The organism is Paractinoplanes deccanensis (assembly GCF_016862115.1).
Classification (GTDB): Bacteria; Actinomycetota; Actinomycetes; order Mycobacteriales; family Micromonosporaceae; genus Actinoplanes; species Actinoplanes deccanensis.
The window spans coordinates 72026-90639 of the sequence record NZ_BOMI01000021.1 but is presented as its reverse complement, the minus strand read 5'-3'; the positions used below and the strand labels follow the sequence as shown (position 1 = coordinate 90639).

At 73.6% G+C, this 18614-nt stretch carries 16 protein-coding genes; 3 read left to right on the top strand and 13 right to left on the bottom strand.

From position 1 onward, the window contains the following. Nucleotides 1-5: 5 nt before the first annotated feature. On the bottom strand, nucleotides 6-581 hold the full coding sequence (locus Ade02nite_RS06770) for a hypothetical protein (protein WP_203760653.1): 576 nt from the start codon (nucleotides 579-581) through the stop codon (nucleotides 6-8). Between the two features lie 213 nt (nucleotides 582-794). Between Ade02nite_RS06770 and Ade02nite_RS06765 the strand changes: the two genes are divergently transcribed. Continuing rightward, entirely contained in the window at nucleotides 795-4433 is a 3639-nt protein-coding gene (locus tag Ade02nite_RS06765) for a S8 family serine peptidase (RefSeq protein ID WP_203760652.1), read from the top strand. 71 nt (nucleotides 4434-4504) lie between these two features. Here the strand turns inward: Ade02nite_RS06765 and Ade02nite_RS06760 are convergent, their stop codons facing one another. Genes Ade02nite_RS06760 through Ade02nite_RS06750 form a run of 3 tightly spaced genes read right to left on the bottom strand, consistent with a single transcriptional unit; the run spans nucleotide 4505 to nucleotide 6316 of the window. After that, nucleotides 4505-4840 carry a hypothetical protein gene (locus Ade02nite_RS06760; RefSeq protein WP_203760651.1) on the bottom strand — a complete coding sequence of 112 codons (336 nt, stop codon included), beginning with the start codon at nucleotides 4838-4840 and terminating at the stop codon, nucleotides 4505-4507. 16 nt (nucleotides 4841-4856) lie between these two features. Next, nucleotides 4857-6014, bottom strand: a complete 1158-nt coding sequence (locus Ade02nite_RS06755) for a WXG100 family type VII secretion target (RefSeq protein ID WP_203760650.1) — start codon at nucleotides 6012-6014, stop codon at nucleotides 4857-4859. Further along, nucleotides 6011-6316: a type VII secretion target gene (locus Ade02nite_RS06750; protein WP_203760649.1), complete on the bottom strand. Its 306-nt coding sequence runs from the start codon at nucleotides 6314-6316 to the stop codon at nucleotides 6011-6013. The genes Ade02nite_RS06755 and Ade02nite_RS06750 overlap by 4 nt, the downstream gene beginning before the upstream one ends. A 127-nt stretch (nucleotides 6317-6443) precedes the next feature. Between Ade02nite_RS06750 and Ade02nite_RS06745 the strand changes: the two genes are divergently transcribed. Next, complete coding sequence (locus tag Ade02nite_RS06745) at nucleotides 6444-7145, top strand: class I SAM-dependent methyltransferase (RefSeq protein WP_203760648.1); 702 nt, start codon at nucleotides 6444-6446, stop codon at nucleotides 7143-7145. A gap of 3 nt (nucleotides 7146-7148) precedes the next feature. On the opposite strand, the gene Ade02nite_RS06740 is transcribed toward Ade02nite_RS06745, so the two are convergent. Next, nucleotides 7149-7901: an alpha/beta fold hydrolase gene (locus Ade02nite_RS06740; protein ID WP_203760647.1), complete on the bottom strand. Its 753-nt coding sequence runs from the start codon at nucleotides 7899-7901 to the stop codon at nucleotides 7149-7151. 57 nt (nucleotides 7902-7958) lie between these two features. Between Ade02nite_RS06740 and Ade02nite_RS06735 the strand changes: the two genes are divergently transcribed. After that, nucleotides 7959-10976, top strand: coding sequence for an AfsR/SARP family transcriptional regulator (locus Ade02nite_RS06735; protein ID WP_203760646.1), 3018 nt, complete (start codon nucleotides 7959-7961; stop codon nucleotides 10974-10976). On the opposite strand, the gene Ade02nite_RS06730 is transcribed toward Ade02nite_RS06735, so the two are convergent. The 8 genes from Ade02nite_RS06730 to Ade02nite_RS06695 form a co-directional block, all read right to left on the bottom strand. Next, nucleotides 10952-11506, bottom strand: a complete 555-nt coding sequence (locus tag Ade02nite_RS06730; RefSeq protein ID WP_203760645.1) for a dihydrofolate reductase family protein — start codon at nucleotides 11504-11506, stop codon at nucleotides 10952-10954. The genes Ade02nite_RS06735 and Ade02nite_RS06730 overlap by 25 nt on opposite strands. A gap of 74 nt (nucleotides 11507-11580) precedes the next feature. Further along, entirely contained in the window at nucleotides 11581-13062 is a 1482-nt protein-coding gene (locus Ade02nite_RS06725) for a UbiD family decarboxylase (RefSeq protein ID WP_203760644.1), read from the bottom strand. Next, complete coding sequence (locus tag Ade02nite_RS06720; RefSeq protein ID WP_203760643.1) at nucleotides 13059-13697, bottom strand: UbiX family flavin prenyltransferase; 639 nt, start codon at nucleotides 13695-13697, stop codon at nucleotides 13059-13061. The genes Ade02nite_RS06725 and Ade02nite_RS06720 overlap by 4 nt, the downstream gene beginning before the upstream one ends. Beyond that, nucleotides 13694-15163 (bottom strand): MFS transporter, encoded by a 1470-nt coding sequence (locus Ade02nite_RS06715; RefSeq protein ID WP_203760642.1) that lies wholly within the window; start codon nucleotides 15161-15163, stop codon nucleotides 13694-13696. The genes Ade02nite_RS06720 and Ade02nite_RS06715 overlap by 4 nt, the downstream gene beginning before the upstream one ends. Before the next feature lies 1 nt (nucleotide 15164). Further along, nucleotides 15165-16577, bottom strand: coding sequence for a phenylacetate--CoA ligase family protein (locus Ade02nite_RS06710; RefSeq protein WP_203760641.1), 1413 nt, complete (start codon nucleotides 16575-16577; stop codon nucleotides 15165-15167). Next, nucleotides 16574-17074, bottom strand: a complete 501-nt coding sequence (locus Ade02nite_RS06705; protein WP_203760640.1) for an ester cyclase — start codon at nucleotides 17072-17074, stop codon at nucleotides 16574-16576. The genes Ade02nite_RS06710 and Ade02nite_RS06705 overlap by 4 nt, the downstream gene beginning before the upstream one ends. Continuing rightward, entirely contained in the window at nucleotides 17071-18120 is a 1050-nt protein-coding gene (locus tag Ade02nite_RS06700; RefSeq protein ID WP_203760639.1) for a ketoacyl-ACP synthase III family protein, read from the bottom strand. Before Ade02nite_RS06700 ends, Ade02nite_RS06705 begins: the two co-directional genes overlap by 4 nt. Then, entirely contained in the window at nucleotides 18117-18545 is a 429-nt protein-coding gene (locus Ade02nite_RS06695; protein WP_203760638.1) for an ester cyclase, read from the bottom strand. Before Ade02nite_RS06695 ends, Ade02nite_RS06700 begins: the two co-directional genes overlap by 4 nt. Nucleotides 18546-18614 lie beyond the last annotated feature (69 nt).

The following is an 18614-nucleotide window of genomic DNA, read 5'->3' as shown; positions in this document are numbered from 1 at the left end:
CCGGCTCAGCGGGCCGGTGCCGGGGCCGGCAGCGGCGCCGCCAGGGACGGCCGGCAGCTGCATCGCATGCGGCGCGCCTCGGCCTCGCTGGGCCGCAGGTGCAGATAGACCGCGATGACCATCGGCACGAAGACCACGGTGTTGTAGAACAGGTGCAGCTCGACCCTGGGCAGGACGAGCTGCAGGATGCTGGTGGGCACCGCCTGGCCGAAGAACGGGCGGCCGGTCTGCGCCTGGATCAGCAGCAGCAGGTGTTCGAAGTGGTGCCACACCTGGATGCCGAAGGCGAGCATCCAGAAGCGGCGCGCCGTGCCGGTGAAGCCGCCGCGCAGCAACCACAGCCCGGCCACCATGACCAGCGCGTAGCCGTAGTGCAGCCACTCCGAGGAGACCAGCCACGGGAACGGCATCCCGAGGACGCCACGCGCCTGCGGGCGCGCGTAGCCCATCCCCCAGATCTGCACGGCCTGCACGATGTGCTCGGCCCAGTGCGCCAGCACGATCACCATGAAGACGTTCAGGGCGGCGCGGTGATGGGTCTCGCCGAGCGACCGGAAGTCGAGAAAACCGCGGCTGGACATGGCGAAACCCCTTCCGGGCATGACGGCTGGGCACGACGCTACGGACCGTCGCGGCCGGGGAACTTCTCCTGGCTTGCTCTTCGGCACATGTTTCCGGGAGCTACGTATTCGATTTTGATGCGGTTAACGGACAAGATCCACAACCGAGATATCGATCAAGGTTGTCGTAGCGTCATCAGCACTTCAAGCCTCTGATCGAGTCGAGGTGCTCCGTTGACGCATTCCTCCATCGGCAGGTCCGTGCCGCTCATCGTCGCGGCCGTGACCGCGCTGGCAGTGACCCCGCCGGCGCCCGCCACCGCCCAACCGGCCGCCACCCCCACCAGCCCCGCGACGTCCGCCGCCGGCACGACGATCACCCTGATCACCGGTGACCGGGTGACCGTCCGGCCCGGCGTCACCACCGTGCAGGGGCCGGACGGCGAGCAGGTCGGGGCCCACATCACCACCATCGGCCCCGACACGTACGTCTATCCGGACAGCGCCATGCCGTACGTGGGCAGCGGCCTGCTCGACAAGCGGCTGTTCAACGTCACCTACCTGCTGCGCGAGGGCTACGCCGACGCCGCGGCCGGCCGGCTGCCGCTCATCCTCGGCTACCAGAGCGCCGCGGCCGGCCGCCGCGCCGGCTCGCTGCCCGAGGGCGGCACCGAGGTGCGCGCCCTGCCGAGCATCCAGGCCCGCGTGGTGAGCGCCGAACGGGACCGCGACTTCTGGGACTCGCTGACCGGCACCTCACCCTCGGCCGGCGCCGCCAAGCAGCAACCCGCCCCCTTCGCGCACGGCATCACCAAGGTGTGGCTGGACGGCAAGGTGCACGCCGCGCTCGCCGACAGCGTGGCCCAGGTCGGCGCCCCGTCCGTGTGGGCGGGCGGCAACACCGGCGAGGGCGTCGACGTCGCCGTGCTCGACACCGGCATCGACGCCGAGCACCCGGACCTGTCCGGCCAGGTCGAGTCGAGCGCCAGCTTCGTGCCCGGCGAGGACGTCACCGACGGGCACGGGCACGGCACCCACGTGGCCTCCACGATCGCCGGCACCGGCGCCGGATCGGACGGCAAGGAGCGGGGCGTCGCCCCCGGCGCCGACCTCCAGATCGGCAAGGTGCTCGACAACGGCGGCTCCGGATACGACTCCTGGATCGTGGCCGGCATGGAGTGGGCCGCCCGCGATCGCAAGGCCAAGATCGTCAGCATGAGCCTCGGCGGCTCGCCCACCGACGGCACCGACCCGATGAGCGCGGCCGTCAACGAGCTCAGCGCCGAGACCGGCGCCCTGTTCGTCATCGCGGCGGGCAACGCCGGCCCCGGCGACACGACCGTCGGGTCCCCCGGCGCCGCCGACGCCGCCCTGACCGTGGGCGCGGTCGACGCCGACGACCACATCGCCGAGTTCTCCAGCCGCGGCCCGCGCCTGGTCGACCAGGCGCTCAAGCCCGAGATCACCGCGCCGGGCGTCGGCATCCTGGCCGCCCGCTCGCAGTTCGCGGGCGAGGGTGCGGGCCTCTACCAGACGATGAGCGGCACCTCGATGGCCACGCCGCACGTGGCCGGCGCGGCCGCCCTGCTCGCCGCCGAGCACACCGGCTGGACCGGCCCGCAGCTCAAGGACGCGCTGGTGAGCACGGCCGAACAGACACCCGGGATCGGCCCGTACGACGGGGGCAGCGGGCGCGTCGACATCGCCGCCGCCACCCAGGCGACCGTCTTCGCCACGGCCACCGCTTACCTCGGCATCCACCCGCTCGACGAGGAGCCGTCCGGCCCCGTCGAGAAGCAGATCACGTACACCAACACCGGCTCGGCCCCGGTCGGCCTGGACCTGAAGGTGGACGGTCCCGCCCTGCTGAAGCTCTCCGCGGCGCGGGTGACCGTGCCCGCCGCAGGCACCGCCACGGTGACCGTCACCGCCGACCTGAGCGGCGCGGCGAAGGGCCGCTTCACCGGCAACGTCGTCGCCGTCGCCGGCGGCACCCGGGTCGCCGACACCGTCGTCGGGGTCAGCACCGAGGACCCGCTGCGGCACCTGGTCATCGAGCCCACCGGCCGCAACGGCGAGCCGATGCCCGGTGAGATCAACCTGATCCGCGAGGGCGACCCGGCCGGCTCCTACTACACCTTCGCCACCCTCGACGGCCGGCCGATCGACGTGCTCGTGCCGGAGGGCCGCTACTCGGTGTGGATGTGGGGACAGGTCGAGGGCAGCCACGGCCCGAGCTCCCGCGGCATGGCCCTGGTCAGCGAGCCCACCGTGACCGTCGACGAGAACATGACGGTGCCGCTGAAGGCCGCCGCCACCCGCGAGGTCAAGGCGATCACCCCGAAGGCGTCGGCGGACGCGGAGGTGCGCCTCGACTACCACCGCGAGCTGGGCGGCACGGCGTCGGCCACCGACTCGTACATCCTGGGCCGCTCGTACGACAGCGTCTGGGTCACCCCCGGCCTGAAGGCGCGCGACGGCAAGATGTCGGTGACCGCCCGCTGGCGCAAGATCGAGCCGGTCCTGTCGCTCGGCGACTCCTACGACGACCTGCTGGTGCTGCCCGGTTCGACCCCGCCGGCCGAGGGCACCCGGCAGATCGAGGCCGTCTTCGCGGGCACGGGCACGGCGGCCGAGCTCGCGGCCGTCACCGTCAAGGACAAGATCGCTGTGGTACGCCGTGCCGACCTCGACGACCAGGTCGCGGCCGCCGAGAAGGCCGGCGCGGCGATGCTCGCGATCGTCAACGACGAGCCCGGCCGCTACTACGACGCCACGTCCCGCACGAAGCTCGCCGTGGTGTCGCTGACCAAGGACGGCGGCGACCGCCTCATCGAGCAGCTCGGCAAGGGCCGGGTGAGCCTGCGCGTCGTCTCGGACCCCACCACCGACTACCTGTACGACCTGGTCCGCTACTGGACGGGCGGCGTGCCGAAGTCGGTGACCTACCGCCCGTCCGAGCGGGAGCTGGCCCGCGTCGACGTCGACTTCCAGAGCACCTCCGGCCGGGAGATCTCGGAGAAGCGGTTCGACTCCACCCCGGACATGCCGACGAAGGCCGGCTCGACGCTGCTGATGCGCTCCGAGCGCTTCCGCACCGACTGGGTCACCGCCCAGGACGGCGTCCGCTGGTCGACCGACATGGACGACAGGTATTCGTTCCAGCTCGGCGGCAGCACGACCTACCGGGCCGGCAGCCGCACCCGCGAGACGTGGCTCGGCGCCATCCAGCGCCCGCGGATCAACGACGCGGTCACGCTCCCCCAGCGTGACGGCGACCGCATCGTGGCCGAGATCCCCGGCTGGGGCGACTCCGGCGCGAACCACGCCGGCGTGGCTTTCCCGCAGGGCGGCGAGATGACCGCGACGCTCGCGCAGGGCACCAAGGTGATCGAGCGGAATACGTACAACTGGATCGACACCAACTCCGGGCTCAGCCCCCAGCGCCTCCCGTACAGCCTGGTCACCACCACCCAGCGCGACGCGGCGGCGTACCCGTACTCGACGAAGACGCGTACGGCCTGGACCTTCACCTCGGACGCGAAGACGGCCCGCCTGCCGCTGATCCAGCTCGACTACGAGGTGGACACGGACATCACCCACCGGGCCTCCCGCACGGCGGCGATCACCGTCGTCCCGTCGCACCTGCCCGGCGCCCCCAGCACGAAGACCATCCGGTCCGCCACGCTGGACGTCTCCTACGACGACGGCGTCACCTGGGTCACCCAGCGCCTGCGCCGGACGGGCGACGGCTGGACGACCACCCTGCGCGCCCCGCGCAACGCGCAGCACGTGACCCTGCGCACCGGCGCCGAGGACCGCTACGGCAACAGCGTCGAACAGACGATCACCAGGGCCTTCGGCCTGAAGTGACCACCACCCGGGCCGCGGCGAACCACTCGCCGCGGCCCGGCTCCGCCTTCCGGATCGCGACGGGGCGCCGGTCAGGGCACGAGGTCGTCGTCCCCGTCGCCGCCCTCCGGCGTGTGCCAGGCCTCCGGGATCAGCTCGATCCCGGGCTGGTTCTCGGGGCCGCTGTCGAACGGGTACACCTGGGCGCCCGCCGGGATGCCGACCCGGCCCAGCCAGATGCCGTGGTGGCAGCGGTCGCACCACGCCGTGACGGAGCCCTTACGGCCGCCGGGATAGCCGTAGAAGGTGAGCCGGACGTGGCCGCCGTCGCCCTCGGGGCAGGGCACGTCAGCCGGCTCGGGGAAAGCCTCGAACACCTTGACGAAGGCCTGGTACCACGATTCCCAGCGCCGCTCCGCGTCTGTCATCTCGGGCATCTCGGTGTCATTCCCCCTCGAGCAGGTGCTTGTGTTCCTGCCACCAGCGTTCCTCATAGGCGTACGCGCGCGCCTCGTAGGCCTTGCGGGCCTGCTCGGTCCACGGGAACGGCAGGCCGTTGCGCAACTCGTCGAGGTGGAAACGCTCATGTGCCAGCGTGCGGGCCAGCTGTTCCTCGTCCATGAAGGCGTCCCGGGCCAGCTTGATCTCGCCGTCCGGCATCGTCGCACCGTAGAACTCCTTGCCGGGGCCGCCGCCTCGGCGGAACTTGTCGATGCTGAAGGTCACGTCCTCCATGTCGATGGCGTACTTCTTCGCGAGCGCCAGCACGTTGTCGCGGCTCATGAGGATCTTCTTGCCGTTGCGGACGATGCCGTCGCCCTCGCGGAAGAGGCCCCGTTCCAGCCCCCGCGACCCGCGCAGCCGAGCGATCAGGTCTTGGATGATCTCGCCGAGCCTGCGGACCATGGTGCCGAGATTGCGCAGGCTGGAAAGCAGATCCTTGAGCCAGCGAGCGATTTTCGCGGCCCACGACGCGCACAGCGTGGCCACCTGCTCGACCACCAGCGGGGTGGCCGTGCCAAGCGAGGCGAGCAGCTCGCCCGCGTAGACGATCAGCCTGGAGACGACGGTGGCGACCGCGTCCCGCACCATCATCCGCACGGTGGCGATCAGCAGTCCGGCGCCCTCGGTGATCAGAGCCATCGTGTCGGACGCCCTTGCCACCGCGTCCAGTGACTGATCGCGGCGGTCGGCCCAGATCCGGTACGCGTCGGAGGCGGCGCCCTGCCACTCGGTCAGGTCGAACCGCACCGCCCGAGCCAGCTCGTCCGACTCAGCGCGCACACTCTGCGCCACATTGCGCCAGGTCTGCGCGTGGCCGGCGATCGCGGCCGGATCGCCGGCCAGCCAGTCCAGGGCCTCGGACAGCGGCTTCACGTGTTCGATCAGCCATGCGATGCCGTATTGCAGGAGGGCGCCCACCGGATCGGACGCCAGAGCCAGCCCGTCAAGCCCGGCGCCGACCGCACCCAGGGAGCCGTCCACCCAGCTCTTGTTCTGCACGCCACGCGCGATGAGCTCGATGTCCTCGGCGAGCCAGACCCCGGCCCACGCCGACTTCGGCTGCTCAATGGGGCCGGAGACCAGCGGGTGGGAAGTCATCCGGCACCCTTCGACGAGTCGGCGCTGAAGGCGTCGGAGGCCTCGTACTCGCCGGCAGTGGTGCGCAGCTTGGCGCCGGTGTCCCGCAGCGACTCGGCACACTCGTCCAGGCCGTCGACCAGGATGTCGTGCAGCACGTTGAGCATCGCCGGCACCATGACACAGAGCTGCCCATACGCCCCGTTTCCTGCGCGCACCGCACGACCGGCTCCGGCCGCGCTCGCGACTCGATCGGCAACCGCCTCGACGTGGCCCGCGTGGGTGACCAACTCGGTGTGCCGCACGCGCATCTGGTCAGACATGAAGACACCCCCGTAACGCCAAGCTAATGAGGCTCGTCAATGGGCCTCGAGGGCGAGCCGCGTGCGGCGCTGGACGTCTTTCGGCGTTCCGGCACGCCGGAGGGCCGGGGCCGCCGATGATGCGGTCATGGACAGCACAGAGATCCAGAAGCTGGTGGCGCTCGAGGACCAGCACTGGTGGTATCGGGAGCGGCGTGCCCTGCTCGGCCGGCACCTGCGCCGGCTGCCCGGCGCTCCGGGGACAGCGCTGGACATCGGCGCCGCCGGTGGTGGGAACACCCGGGTCTTGCGGCAGCACCGCTGGTCGCCGGTGGCCGTCGAATACTGCCCGGACGGCGCGATGGCCGCGCGGCAGCGGGAGCTGACCACGGTGCGCGGGGACGGGCGGTGCCTGCCGTTCCGGTCGGACTCGGCGGATCTGGTCGTCGCGTTCGACGTGCTGGAGCATATCGACGACGACGAGCGGGTGGTCGCCGAGATGCGCCGGGTGCTGCGGCCGGGTGGCAGTGCGCTCATCACCGTCCCGTGCGACATGCGGCTGTGGTCGGCGCACGACGTGGCGGTCGGGCACGTGCGGCGCTACACACGTGACACGCTGCGCGCGGTCGTGGAGAGCGGCGGCCTGCGGGTCGAGCGGCTGTGGAGCTGGAACGTGCTGCTCCGGCCGGCCGCGGCGTACACCCGGAAGCGGTCCACCACCAGCGACCTGTGCAAGATGCACCCGGTCGTCAACGCCGCGCTGCGCGCCGTCGTCGCCGCCGAGCGGTTCCTGCCCGTGTGGTCGCTGCCGGGCGTCTCGCTGATGGCCCGGGCGGTCCGGGCGGGCTGAGGCTCACCCGTCGAGGAACTCGTCCACCATCGGGGCCAGCAGCTCGGCCCGTTGCGGCAGCGAGGCGTGGGTGGTGCCGGGCAGGATCGCGAGGCGGCAGCGCGGCAGCCCGCGGAGGTCGCCGGGGACGCCGCCACCGAGGAGCCGCAGCATCCGTACGGCGTGCTCCGGCCGGACGATGTCCGCGTCGCCCACCACGACCAGCACCGCGGCCCGCAAGGCGCGCACCTGGTCGGCCGTCCACTCCGGAGGGTGCGCGTCGAGCACTGCCATCTTGGTGACGAGGCGGTCCCAGCCCTTCGGGTCGGTGGCGGTCCGCAGGTATTCCTCGTGCAGCTCCGAGCCGTACAGGTGCTCGGGTCTCAGGTGATGGGCGCCGTCGAGCAGCCCGGGGTGCAGCCCGCCGCGGTCGAAGGCCGGCGAGGCGAGCACCAGCCGCCCGGCCCGCTCCGGGTGGTGGGTGCCGAGCCGCAACGCCACCGCGGCGCCCAGCCCCCAGCCGAGCACGTCCGCGCGCGGCAGGCCGAGACGGTCCAGCAGCCGCACCACCTCCACCGCGAAGCCCTCGACGGTGTACGGGCCGTCGCAGTCGGGCGTGCGGCCGTGCCCCGGCAGCTCGATCGCCACGACGCGCCGGTTCTTCGCCAGCAGGGGCAGCAACAGGCCGTACGAGGTACGAATGCCGGACAGCGCCGCGGGCACCAGGACCAGTGGTCGTCCCTTGCCGGCGCCGTGCTCCTCGAAGTACATCTCCATGGCCTCAGCGTGCGCGGGCGCGCTTACGGTCGGCTTACCGCCGTACCATGTCCCGCTGTGCGCTTCGGGATCCTCGGCCCCCTCGCCGTCACCACCGACGACGGCGAGCCGGTGGTGGTGCCCGGCGCCAAGGTGCGCATGCTCCTCGCCGACCTGCTCGCCCACCGCGGCACGGTGGTCTCCGCCGACCGGCTCATCGAAGACCTGTGGGGCGACGACGCGCCCGCGAACCCGGCCGCCGCGCTCCAGGTGCGGGTGTCCCAGCTGCGCAAGGCGCTCAACGACGCCGAGCCGGGCGCGCGCGACCTGATCGAGTCGCGGCCGCCGGGCTACCGGCTGCGGGCCGCCGACGTGGACGCCGACCGGTTCGCCGCGCTCGCCGACGCCACGGACGCCGACCGGCTCGGGGCGGCGCTCGCGCTGTGGCGCGGCCAGGCGTACGCCGACGTGGCCGACCAGGAGTTCGCCCGTGCCGAGGCGACCCGCCTCACCGAGCAGCGCCTCGTGGTGCACGAGCGGCTCGCCGAGGCCCGGCTGGCCCGCGGCGAGCACGACCTGGTCGCCGCGGAGCTGGCCGAGCTGGTCGAGCGTCATCCGCTGCGCGAGGGCCTGCGCGCCCTGCACATTCGCGCCCTCTACGCGGCGGGCCGCCAGGCCGAGGCCCTGGAGAGCTATGCCGGGCTGCGCGAACGGCTCGCCGACGAGCTCGGCCTCGACCCGGGTCCCGAGCTGGCCGCCCTCTACCGCCGGATCCTCGAGCAGGACCCGGGTCTCAGCGCCGCGCCGCCGGCCGCGATCGTCCGCAACAGCCTGCCGGCCCAGCTGGACGAGCTGATCGGCCGGGCCGAGGCGCTGGCGGAGCTGCGCACCCTGATCCCGGCCGCCCGGCTGGTCACGCTCGTCGGGCCGGGCGGGGTGGGCAAGACCCGGCTCGCCACGGCCGCCGCCGGCGACCAGGCGCCGCCGGACGGCGTACACCTGGTGGATCTGACCCCGCTGCCCCTGGCCGACACGCGCGTGGCGGAGCAGGTGCTCGGGGTGCTGGGCCTGCACGAGGCGCCGGGCACCAGCGGATCGGCGGCCGATCGCCTGGTGGCGGCGCTGCGCCGGCGCGAGATGCTGCTCGTGCTCGACAACTGCGAGCACGTGATCGAGGCGGCCGCCGGCGTGGCCGGGCGGCTGCTGCGCGAGGCGCCCGGGGTGCGCCTGCTGGCCACCAGCCGCGAGCCGCTGCAACTGGCGGGCGAACGGGTGTGGGAGGTGGCCCCGCTGCCGCTGCCCGCGGATCCGGACGACGTCGACGCGGTACGCCGGTCGGCCGCGGCCCGGCTCTTCGCGGCGCGCGCCGCCGCCCAGCACCGCGGATTCCGGCTCGACGAGCGGACGGCGCCCGCGGTGGCGCAGCTCTGCCGCCGGCTCGACGGCCTGCCGCTGGCCCTGGAGCTGGCCGCGACGCGGGTGCGCGCGCTCGGCGTGCAGGGCGTGGTGGACGGCCTCGACGACCGTTTCCGGCTGCTCACCACGCGGCAGCGCGACGTGCCGGAGCGGCAGCGCACGCTGACCGCGGTGATCGCGTGGAGCTGGGATCTGCTGGACCCCGCCGACCGGGCCGTGCTGGCGGGGTTGTCGGTGTTCCGCGACGGCTGCACGGCCGAGGCCGCCGAGCACGTGTGCGGCGCCGACCTGGACGCGGTGGACCGGCTCGTGGAGCGCTCGCTCGTGGTGGCCGAGCCCGGGCCGCGCTTCCGGCTGCTCGAATCGGTCGCCGAGTTCGGCGCCGCCCGGCTGCCCGGCGCCGCCGCGGTCCGGGAGCGGCATGCCGCCTACTTCCTGGAGCTCGCCGAACGCGCCGATCCCCTGCTGCGCGGCCCCGAGCAGCGGGAGTGGCTGGCGGTCCTCGACGCCGAGCGGGCCAACATGCGGGCGGCCCTCGCCCACGGCGGCGGTCTGCGGCTGGCGCTCGCCCTGACCTGGTACTGGGTGTTGCGGGGCCGGCTCAGCGAGGCGCGCACCGCCCTGGCGATGCCCGGCACGGCCGATGAGGAGCGCCGCGCGGCGCCGTGGCGGCTCGGGCTCGCCCTGCTGCAGGGCGAGCCGGTGCCCCCGGGCGTACGGGAGGTGCTCGCCCTCGACCCGGCCGGGCGCTCCGCGTGGTTCCTGGCGCACGCGGTGCTGGATCGGGGCGACCTGGCGCTCGCGGCCGACCTGCTGCCGACGGCGTTCGACGACCCGTGGACCGAGGCGGCGGTGCTGACGTCGCGGGCGATGCTCGCGCACGCGGCCGGCGACCCGTCCGCGCTGGAGTGGGCCGCCACCCGCGGCGACGCGCTCTTCGCCGAGCTCGGCGACCGGTGGGGCCGGTTGCGGGCCAGCGACTGGCTCGGCGGGCTCGCCGAGTTCCGCGGCCAGAACGAGCGGGCCGCCGCCGTGCACCGCGAGGGCCTGCGCTGGGCGACGGAGCTGTCGCTGTGGCCCGAGGTCGGCGGCAAGCTGTCCTGGCTGGCCTGGCTGGCAGTGCAGGGCCGGGCGTACGAGACGGCGCGCGAGCTGGCGGAACGCGCCTACCGGCTGGCCGTCGAGCAGGGCGCCCCGGCCGCGCTGGTCTTCGCCGAGATGAGCCTCGGCATGGCGGCCCGCCGCTCCGGCCACCTCGAGCAGGCCGTCACCCACCTGACCGGCATCGCCGACCGGGGCCGCGCCGAGCCGCAGCCGCCGCCGTACCTGCCGATGATCCTGGTGGAGCTGGGCTACGCCCGCGAGCTGCAGGGTGATCCGGCGGCCGCCCGGGCCCTGCACACCGAGGCGTTCGAGGCGGCGATCGGCTCCACCCGCGACGGCATCGGCGCCGTCGAGGGCCTGGCCGCCCTGGCCGAGCCCGCCGCGGCGGCCCGCATGCTCGGCGCCGCGGGCACCGCCCGCGACCAGAACGCCGCCCCCGCCGCCCCGGCCGAGCAGGACGAGCTCGACCGGGTGGCGCGACGGGCGATCGCCGCCCTGGGCCGGGAGCGCTTCGGCGACCTGGTGGCCGAGGGCGCGAAGCTCACCCTCGATCAGGCGGTCGCCTTGGGCCGGTAGGTGGCGACGATGACGCCGTTGCTGAAGACCCGGTTGCCGATCAGCTCGAAGGTCGCCTTCACGTCGCTCAGCGCGGTGCTGAGGTTCGGCACGCCCTCGATGACCGGGTGGATCCAGAACTTGACCTCGTCGACCAGCCCCGCCTTGACGAGCTGCGCGGTGACCGAGCCGTACCCGTACTGGACGATGTCCTTGCCCGGCTGGGCCTTGAGCTTCGCGACGGCCTCGACCAGATCGCCCTGGAGAACCTCGGTGTTCTTCCAGGACGGGTCCTTGAGCGTCGTCGAGGCCACGTACTTCTTGACGTTGTTGAAGAAGGCGGCGCCGGTGCTCGGGTCGCTCTCGTCCATGGCCGGCCACGCCTGCGAGAAGCCGTCGTAGGTGGCCCGCCCCATGAGCAGCGCATCAGCGCCGTTCGTGATCTCGCCGGCCACCTCGGTCGCCTCCTCGGCGAAGTAGGGCGCCGTCCACGCCGGGTTCTCGATGACGCCGTCGAGGGTGATGTAGGTCGAGTTGATGAGCTTGCGCATCGGATGTTCTCCCAGGTGAGTCGCGGTGTCGCTGTCGATGGGAGAACTCTGTCGCAGGGCGCTTACGGTTTCCTTCAGGTCCCCTTCAGCGCACCCTCCCACAGGTGCAGGGCACGTCGCTGAACGGCGGGAGCGAAGTTCTCGGCGAAGGCGGTGCTCCGCGGCCGCTGCGGCCCGTCCGGCGGCAACAGGCAGTCGTACACCATCTTGGGGCCGCCCACGCCCTGCTCCTCGGGCGAGTAGAAGATGTGCAGCGGGGTGACGCGCTGGTCCTCCACGAGGAGCTGCCCCCGCACCGGGTGGCAGCGGGTGGCGTACGCCCAGATGACGTCCCGTGTGTCGGTGGGATCGATGTCGTCGTCGAAGACCATGATCCGCGTGATCCAGTAACCCACCTTCGGCCGCAGCACGGCCTGGGCCACCGCCCGGCACAGCATGCGGGTGCTGGTGAACACGCCCTGCCGCGCCCAGTCCCGGGACACCGTCACCGCCAGCACGTTCACCGCGCTCTCGGGGACGATCCACGCGCCCGTCACCGGCAGGCCGGCGGCGCGCAGGCTCACCAGCGCCTCGGCGGAGTAGGTCAGGCCGACCACGGTGTGGTCCTCCTCCACCGGCTTCCCGGCCGACACCACCGGCAGGATCGGGTCGTCGCGGTGCGTGATCGCGCCGATGCGGAAGACCGGCCACGGCCGGCTGCCGCCGCCGAGGTAGCCGAAGTACTCGCCCATCGGCCCCTCGGGCGCCGTCTCGTCCACCGCCACGTGGCCCTCGATCACGATCTCGGCGGTCGCCGGCACGGTGAGGCCGACCGTCCGGCAGCGCACCACCTCGAGCGGCTCGCCGAAGTGGGCGCCGAGGTAGCCCGCCTCGTCGAGGCCCGAGGGCAAACCCATGCCGCAGACGAACGGTATGGCGGGCGCGCACCCCTGTGCCAGCGCGAACGGCATCGGCTCGCCGCGCTCGCGCCACATCGCGAAGATCTTCCCGAGGTCCTGCAGCGGACGGATCATCCCGGTCATGGTGTGGTCGTCGACCATCATGACGCGCGCGATCGACCAGTTGGTCCACGTGCCGTCGGGGGTGCGGACCACGATGGTGCCCCAGGTGTTGACGTAGCGGCCGCCGTCGCCGTCGTGGATCAGCGGTATCGGGAAGGCCGCCAGCGAGGCGTCGTCGCCGAGCAGCACGTTCTGCTGGCACTCGCCCGAGTCCACGGTGACCGGCGCGATCGGGTCGAGCCGGCGGGCCGCGGCCAGCTCCTCGACGAGCTCGAGCGGGTGGGTCGCCGGGTCGAGGCCCAGCGACAGCGCGGCCCTGGACCAGCGAGCCCCGGGAAGCGAGCTGAACGCGGCGGGCGCGCCGAGGACCCGGAACCCGGGCGCGTGCCCGCGGATCGCGGTGAACAGCGGCGCCGGGCCGCACGTCTCGACGGCGCGCCGGATCACCGCGCCGATCTCGAGGTGGGTGTCGGCCTCCTGCCCGACGGTGCGCAGGTCGCCCAGGGCGTCGAGCGCCTCCAGATAGTCGCGCAGGCTCTTCAGATGCTTCCTCATGGCCGGGTCAGGCTCCCTTCCAGACGCCTTCGGGTGGTCTTCGGGGCACCGTGCGCGGGGTGCGGCCCGCCCCATCGCGGGAAGTCGCCGGTGTCGATGCCGAAGAGGTCCAGCGCCCGGCCGACCGTCTGGTCCACCAGCTCCTCGATCCCGGAGGGGCGGGTGTAGAAGGCCGGCACCGGCGGCGCCACGATGCCGCCGTTCTCGGTCACCGCGACCATGTTGCGCAGGTGGGTCAGGGTCAGCGGGGTCTCGCGGACCATCAGGACCAGCCGCCGCCGCTCCTTGAGCGTCACGTCAGCGGCCCGGGCCAGCAACGTGTCGCAGGAGCCGACGCCGATCTGCGCCAGGGTCTTGACCGAGCACGGCGCGACCACCATGCCTCGGGTGCGGAACGAGCCGCTGGCGATGGCCGCGCCCACGTCGCCGGGAGCGTAGTGGGCGTCGGCCAGGGCCAGGACGTCGCGGACGGACATCGCGCTCTCGTGCGCCAGGGTCAGCCGGGCCGCGCGCGACATCACCAGGTGCGTCTCCACACCGGCGGACCGCAGCGCCTGCAACATCCGGATGCCGTAGACGACGCCGGTGGCCCCGCTGATCCCCACCACGATCCGGTCCGGGCGCGGCGGCGTCACGGCGCGGTCCGATCGGCGCGGTCGCGGCGGCGCGATGGCTTCCTCGTGGCCGCCGCCGGCACCAGCAGGCCGAGCACCATCGCGCCGGCCCCGCAGGCGGCGGCGATCAGCCAGCCGCGCTGAAAGGCCTCCCGGGCCTGGGCCGCGGTGTCCGGAGCGCCGAGCGCGGCGACGAACACGGACACGCCGATCACGAAGCCGACCTGCCGGACCATGGAGTTGACGGCGGAGCCGGTGCTCAACGACGGGGGCGGCAGGTCTCTGGTGGCGGCCGCCACCAGGGTGCCGACGGCGAGGATGCTGCCGACGGCGGTCAGCACGGCGCCGGGCAGCAGCGTGCCGAAGTAGTGCGGCCGGGTCTGAGCGGTCAGCGCCCACCACAGCACACCGCCGGCGAGCAGGCCGCAGCCGAGGGCGATCACGGCCGCCTGCCCCAGCCGCCCGATCAGCCGGCCGGAGAGCACGGCCACGAGAGGCATGAGCAGCGTGCCGGGCGCCAGCGCGAGCCCGGCCCGCAGCGGGGAGTAGCCCCAGACGTCCTCGCTGAACAGCACCACCGAGAACAGCATCGCCGAGAAGCAGACGCCGAAGGCGAGGGTGGCGAGGTTCGCCATCGCGAAGGCGGGCACGCGCAGCAGGGACAGCGGCACCACCGGGACCGGGTGGCGCGCCGACCGCAGGACGAACGCGGCGAGCAGCACCACGGCGCCCACCAGGCACCCGCCGGCCCGGCCGGAGCTCCATCCCCACTCCGGCGCCTGCACCAGGCCGAGGGTGACCGCGCCGACGCCGAGGACGAGCAGCACCGCGCCGGCGAAGTCGGGCAGCGGGCCCGGTTCTCCGGTGCGCGCGTGGGGCAGCACCCGACGGCCGATCAGCAGGCCCGCGGCCCCGATCGGCAGGTTGATCAGGAAAATCCAGCGCCAGCCCGCCGCGACCAGCGCGCCCCCGATGATCGGCGCGAGCGCCGCGGCCACGCCGCCGACCGAGATCCAGGCCCGCACGGCCGCGTCGCGCCGGTGCGGCGGCCAGGTGGCGAGCAGGATGCCGAGCGACGTGGGCACGAGCCCGGCGGCGCCGATCGCCTGGAGCACCCGCGCGGCGACCAGCATCGGCGCCGCCTGTGCCACGGCGCACAGGGCCGAGGCGGCGGTGAAGACGGCGAGGCTGAGCAGGAAGCCGGGCCTGCGGCCGTATCGGTCGGCGAGCCGGCCGGCCGGCACCAGCAGCGCGGCGAACACGATCGAATAACCGGTGAGCGTCCAGGACAGGCCCGCCACGGTGGCGCCGGAGAGGTCGCGCTGGATCGCCGGGAAGGCGACGTTGACGATCATCATGTCCAGGTTGGCCATGACGAATCCGGTGCAGAGGACGAGGAAGACCAGGGTCAGGCGGGGATCGCCGGGCGGCGCGGGCGGCCGAGCGGCCCGCGCGCCCGTCGTCAGGGTCGATTCCGGCTCGGCCATGTCACGGTCGCGCGGGCCCGGCGGCCGGACGGGGCAGCGGGACGAACGACCTGATCTTGCCGGACATCGGCGCGCGGGCGATCCGGTCCACGGCGGTGACGTCGACGGCGGGATCGGCCAGGCCGGCCCTGCGGAGCGCGGCGGCCAGCTCGTCGCGGACGGTGTCCAGGGACAGCCGCTCGCGGAGCTCGACGAGGACGTCGGCGCCGCGCGGCGTCTGCCTGACCTGATAGTGCGCGATCCGCGCGTCCCACAGCGGTGTCCAGAAGATGTACGGGTGCACCACGACGCCGTCGCCGTAGTCGAACAGGTCGTCGTGCCGGCCCTGGACGGGTGCGATCCGCCGGCCGCTCCACACCTCGGTGTTCGGGCCGTCGAGCAGCGTCACCTCGTCGGCGATCTCGTAGCGGATCAGCGGGAAGACCTTATTGATCACGTTCGTGACGAGGATCTTGGCGGCGCGCCGGCCGGGCGGCACCGGGTTGCCGTCGTGGTCCACCGGTTCGTAGACCGCGACGTCCTCGGCCAGGTGCAGCTCGGTCCGGCCCGGCGGGGAGCAGGCCATGGTCCAGGTCTCGGAGGTGGCGTAGAAGTTGACGACCGGCGCGTCGAAGGCCTCCTCGATGTCCGCGCGCATCCGCGGCGGCAACGGCTCGGCGCCGCCCAGCATCACCTGCGGCGCGACGGTCAGCCGCCCGGCCCGCCGCTCGAAGGCCAGCCGCCGCAGCATCGACGGGTAGGCGATGATCCGGTCGGGCCGGAAGGCGTTGAGCCGGGCGACGATCTCGGCCAGCGGCAAGGTCACCGGGATCTCGCAGCTGATGCCGGGCGGCTCGAACGTCCGGCGCATCGCCTCGCTCACGTGCGAGGCGTGCGCCGCCGCCACGAAGGCGGTACGCCCGGGCTGGGCGAGGTTCATCGTCCTCGCCAGCCAGGCGAACACCCGCCACGACGACAGGGCGGCGGCCAGCCAGCCGTCCCGGTCCCAGGGGAAGAGCCCGACCAGCCCGGACGACCCGCCGGTGGTGACGACGTGGTAGTCGTCGAGCAGGTAGGCGGGGCCCTCGGCGGACACCCGCGCGAGGTGCTCCCGCGCACCGCGCAGCGTCAGCCGGCGGTCGGTGACGATGTCGTCCCAGTGCGCCATCACGTCGGTCTTCGTCATCGGCGGGATGGCGGTCAGGTCGGCGCCCGAGAGGGCCTCAAGGTCGATGTGCCGAAGCCGGTGGCTGTGCCACGGCGAGTGCCGCTGGGCGTGCCGGATCAGCGTGCGCAGCCGCTCGTCGCGCAGGTGGTGCAGCCGCTCCAGCGGCCAGGTCAGCTTCTCGCTCTCCTCCGCCAGGCCGGCCAGCATGGCGCGCAGATGCGGCCCGCGGGCCTGCTCGTAGGTGGCGGCGGGTATCGACAGCGTCATCGCGCTCGTCCTCCGAAGTGGTCGGTCGCCGCGATCGGCTCACGGATCGCGCCGAGCTGGTCGTACAGGTCGAGCTGGTCGTCGGTCAGCCAGTACTCCGCGACCCGGCCCTCCTCCAGCCGCAGGATGTCCACGCCGGCGAAGTCCACGGCGGTACCGGGCGGGGTGGTCGCCACCACCGGCCGGCCGCCCCGCCAGATGCCGGTGAACCGGAACCGGGCGATGACGAAGTCGCCCACGGCGAAGGGGCCGAGCTCGCACCGGAACGTCCCCGACGAGTACGAGCCGCGGAACAGCCCGATCCACTCCGCCATCGTCCGCGGATCGCAGATCCTCTCCTCCGGCGGCATACCGACGGCCGGCAGGTGCACCCGCAGCTCGGGCGCGATGATCTCGCCGGCGGTCGCCAGATCGCCGTTCCACATGCGCAGCCATCGCCGCAACAGCCGGCGGGTGCGCTCCGGCGCGGCCGGTGTGACGCTCGACGTGACACTCATTCCTCGCTCCTTGCCGGTGAGCGCCGGACCACGGCGCAGGTCCAGCTGAATCCGCCGCCACCGCCGAGGACGACGGCGAGCTCGCCCGCGCCGAGGCGTGCCGGTGCGCTCAGGTCGGCCAGGTTGGCCAGGAAGTCGCCCGCGCCCAGGTGACCGGTGTCGGCGCCGAGCACGGCCGGCGTCGCCTTGACGGTGTCCTCCACCACCGGCAGGTACATGAGCTCGAGCGTGCCCGGGCCCAGCCGGGGCAGCAGGACGGTGCGCAGCAGCGGATCGTCCGGCGCCACGCCGGCCTCGGCCAGCGCGCGGCCGAGCACCTCGCGGACCTTGTCGCGGGCGGTGTCGCGGAACTGCCGCATGCCGCCGGCGCTCAGGAAGGCCTTCTTGGTGCGGCGTACGTTCACCTGGCTGCTCAGCCAGCGCGGGGCCGGGCTGAACGGGTCGTCGCCGCGGTGCATCCGCTCCAGCTCCGGTGCGCTGGCGACCGCGAGCGACAGCAGCGCCAGATCGTCGCGGCCGGGCTCGTACCGGCGGACCAGGGCGGCGGTCGCGCCGTCGCCGTAGGCCACCGCGTAGTCCCCGCGCCATCGGTCGAACCCGGGCAGCGTGAACCGGTCCGCGGTCGTCACCAGCGCCTCGGCGGGCTGCGGATCGGCCAGCACCCGGGTCACCGCGGTGGTCAGGCCGGCCGCTCCCCCGTTGCACATCTGGGCGACGCCGAGCGGCAGCGCCCGGTCCGCGCCGAGCCGCGCGGCGACGTAGTGGGCCGGGGACCAGAAGTCGTGGCCCTGGTGGTAGATCCAGGCGTGCGCCAGCAGGGCCAGCCGGCCGGCCGGGGTCCCGGCCCGGCGCAGCGCCTCGGCCCCCGCGAGCACGGCCATGTCGGGCGCGCTCTCCTCCTCGGCGACCGGCACCGAGTGCGCGCCGGTGGCGGGAAGGTCCTCCGCGTCGATCCGGCCGAGCAGCCGGGCCTCGTCGGCACTCTGCCGGGTGCCGGGCAGCCAGGTGGTGGCCGCCGCGATGCCGATCCGGTCGCCGAGTCTCATGTCGCGGCGCCCTGGGTCCAGCACTCGGCGATCCGGCCGCCGTCCACGCGCAGGATGTCAACGCCGACCATCGTCACCGGCCGGCCGGCGACGTCGCCGGGCCACCCGGTGCGCCCGGTGTAGACGGCGGTGGCGTACCAGCGGCAGACGAGTTTGCCGCCGTCGACCAGCGGGCCGAAGTCGGTGCGGTAGCGCAGGTCCTCGAACTTGGCGCGGAACCCCTCGACCCACTCGGCCATCGCCGCGGCGTCCCGGATCCGGCTCGGATCGATGGTGGCGCCGGCCGTCGGCAGATGAACGGTGTACGGCGTGCCGACGATGTCGTGCGCGACGGACGGCTGCCCGTTCCACATCGTCAGCCACCGGCGCCACAGGTGCGCGGCGGCCTGGTGGGTGAGTTCCGCGGGCGCGGTTCGCACAGTCATGCGTGCCGATCCCCTCTGTGCTGGGTGAGCTTGCTGTCTGCCGACACAGAGCGGGGCCGGCGCGCGCCG

What these genes read in the sequence shown, in the direction of transcription:
- Ade02nite_RS06770 (WP_203760653.1), bottom strand. Translation starts at nt 581, where the DNA reads ATGTCCAGCCGCGGTTTTCTCGACTTCCGGTCGCTCGGCGAGACCCAT.
- Ade02nite_RS06760 (WP_203760651.1), bottom strand. Translation starts at nt 4,840, where the DNA reads ATGACAGACGCGGAGCGGCGCTGGGAATCGTGGTACCAGGCCTTCGTC.
- Ade02nite_RS06755 (WP_203760650.1), bottom strand. Translation starts at nt 6,014, where the DNA reads ATGACTTCCCACCCGCTGGTCTCCGGCCCCATTGAGCAGCCGAAGTCG.
- Ade02nite_RS06750 (WP_203760649.1), bottom strand. Translation starts at nt 6,316, where the DNA reads ATGTCTGACCAGATGCGCGTGCGGCACACCGAGTTGGTCACCCACGCG.
- Ade02nite_RS06745 (WP_203760648.1), top strand. Translation starts at nt 6,444, where the DNA reads ATGGACAGCACAGAGATCCAGAAGCTGGTGGCGCTCGAGGACCAGCAC.
- Ade02nite_RS06740 (WP_203760647.1), bottom strand. Translation starts at nt 7,901, where the DNA reads ATGGAGATGTACTTCGAGGAGCACGGCGCCGGCAAGGGACGACCACTG.
- Ade02nite_RS06730 (WP_203760645.1), bottom strand. Translation starts at nt 11,506, where the DNA reads ATGCGCAAGCTCATCAACTCGACCTACATCACCCTCGACGGCGTCATC.
- Ade02nite_RS06725 (WP_203760644.1), bottom strand. Translation starts at nt 13,062, where the DNA reads ATGAGGAAGCATCTGAAGAGCCTGCGCGACTATCTGGAGGCGCTCGAC.
- Ade02nite_RS06715 (WP_203760642.1), bottom strand. Translation starts at nt 15,163, where the DNA reads ATGGCCGAGCCGGAATCGACCCTGACGACGGGCGCGCGGGCCGCTCGG.
- Ade02nite_RS06710 (WP_203760641.1), bottom strand. Translation starts at nt 16,577, where the DNA reads ATGACGCTGTCGATACCCGCCGCCACCTACGAGCAGGCCCGCGGGCCG.
- Ade02nite_RS06705 (WP_203760640.1), bottom strand. Translation starts at nt 17,074, where the DNA reads ATGAGTGTCACGTCGAGCGTCACACCGGCCGCGCCGGAGCGCACCCGC.
- Ade02nite_RS06700 (WP_203760639.1), bottom strand. Translation starts at nt 18,120, where the DNA reads ATGAGACTCGGCGACCGGATCGGCATCGCGGCGGCCACCACCTGGCTG.
- Ade02nite_RS06695 (WP_203760638.1), bottom strand. Translation starts at nt 18,545, where the DNA reads ATGACTGTGCGAACCGCGCCCGCGGAACTCACCCACCAGGCCGCCGCG.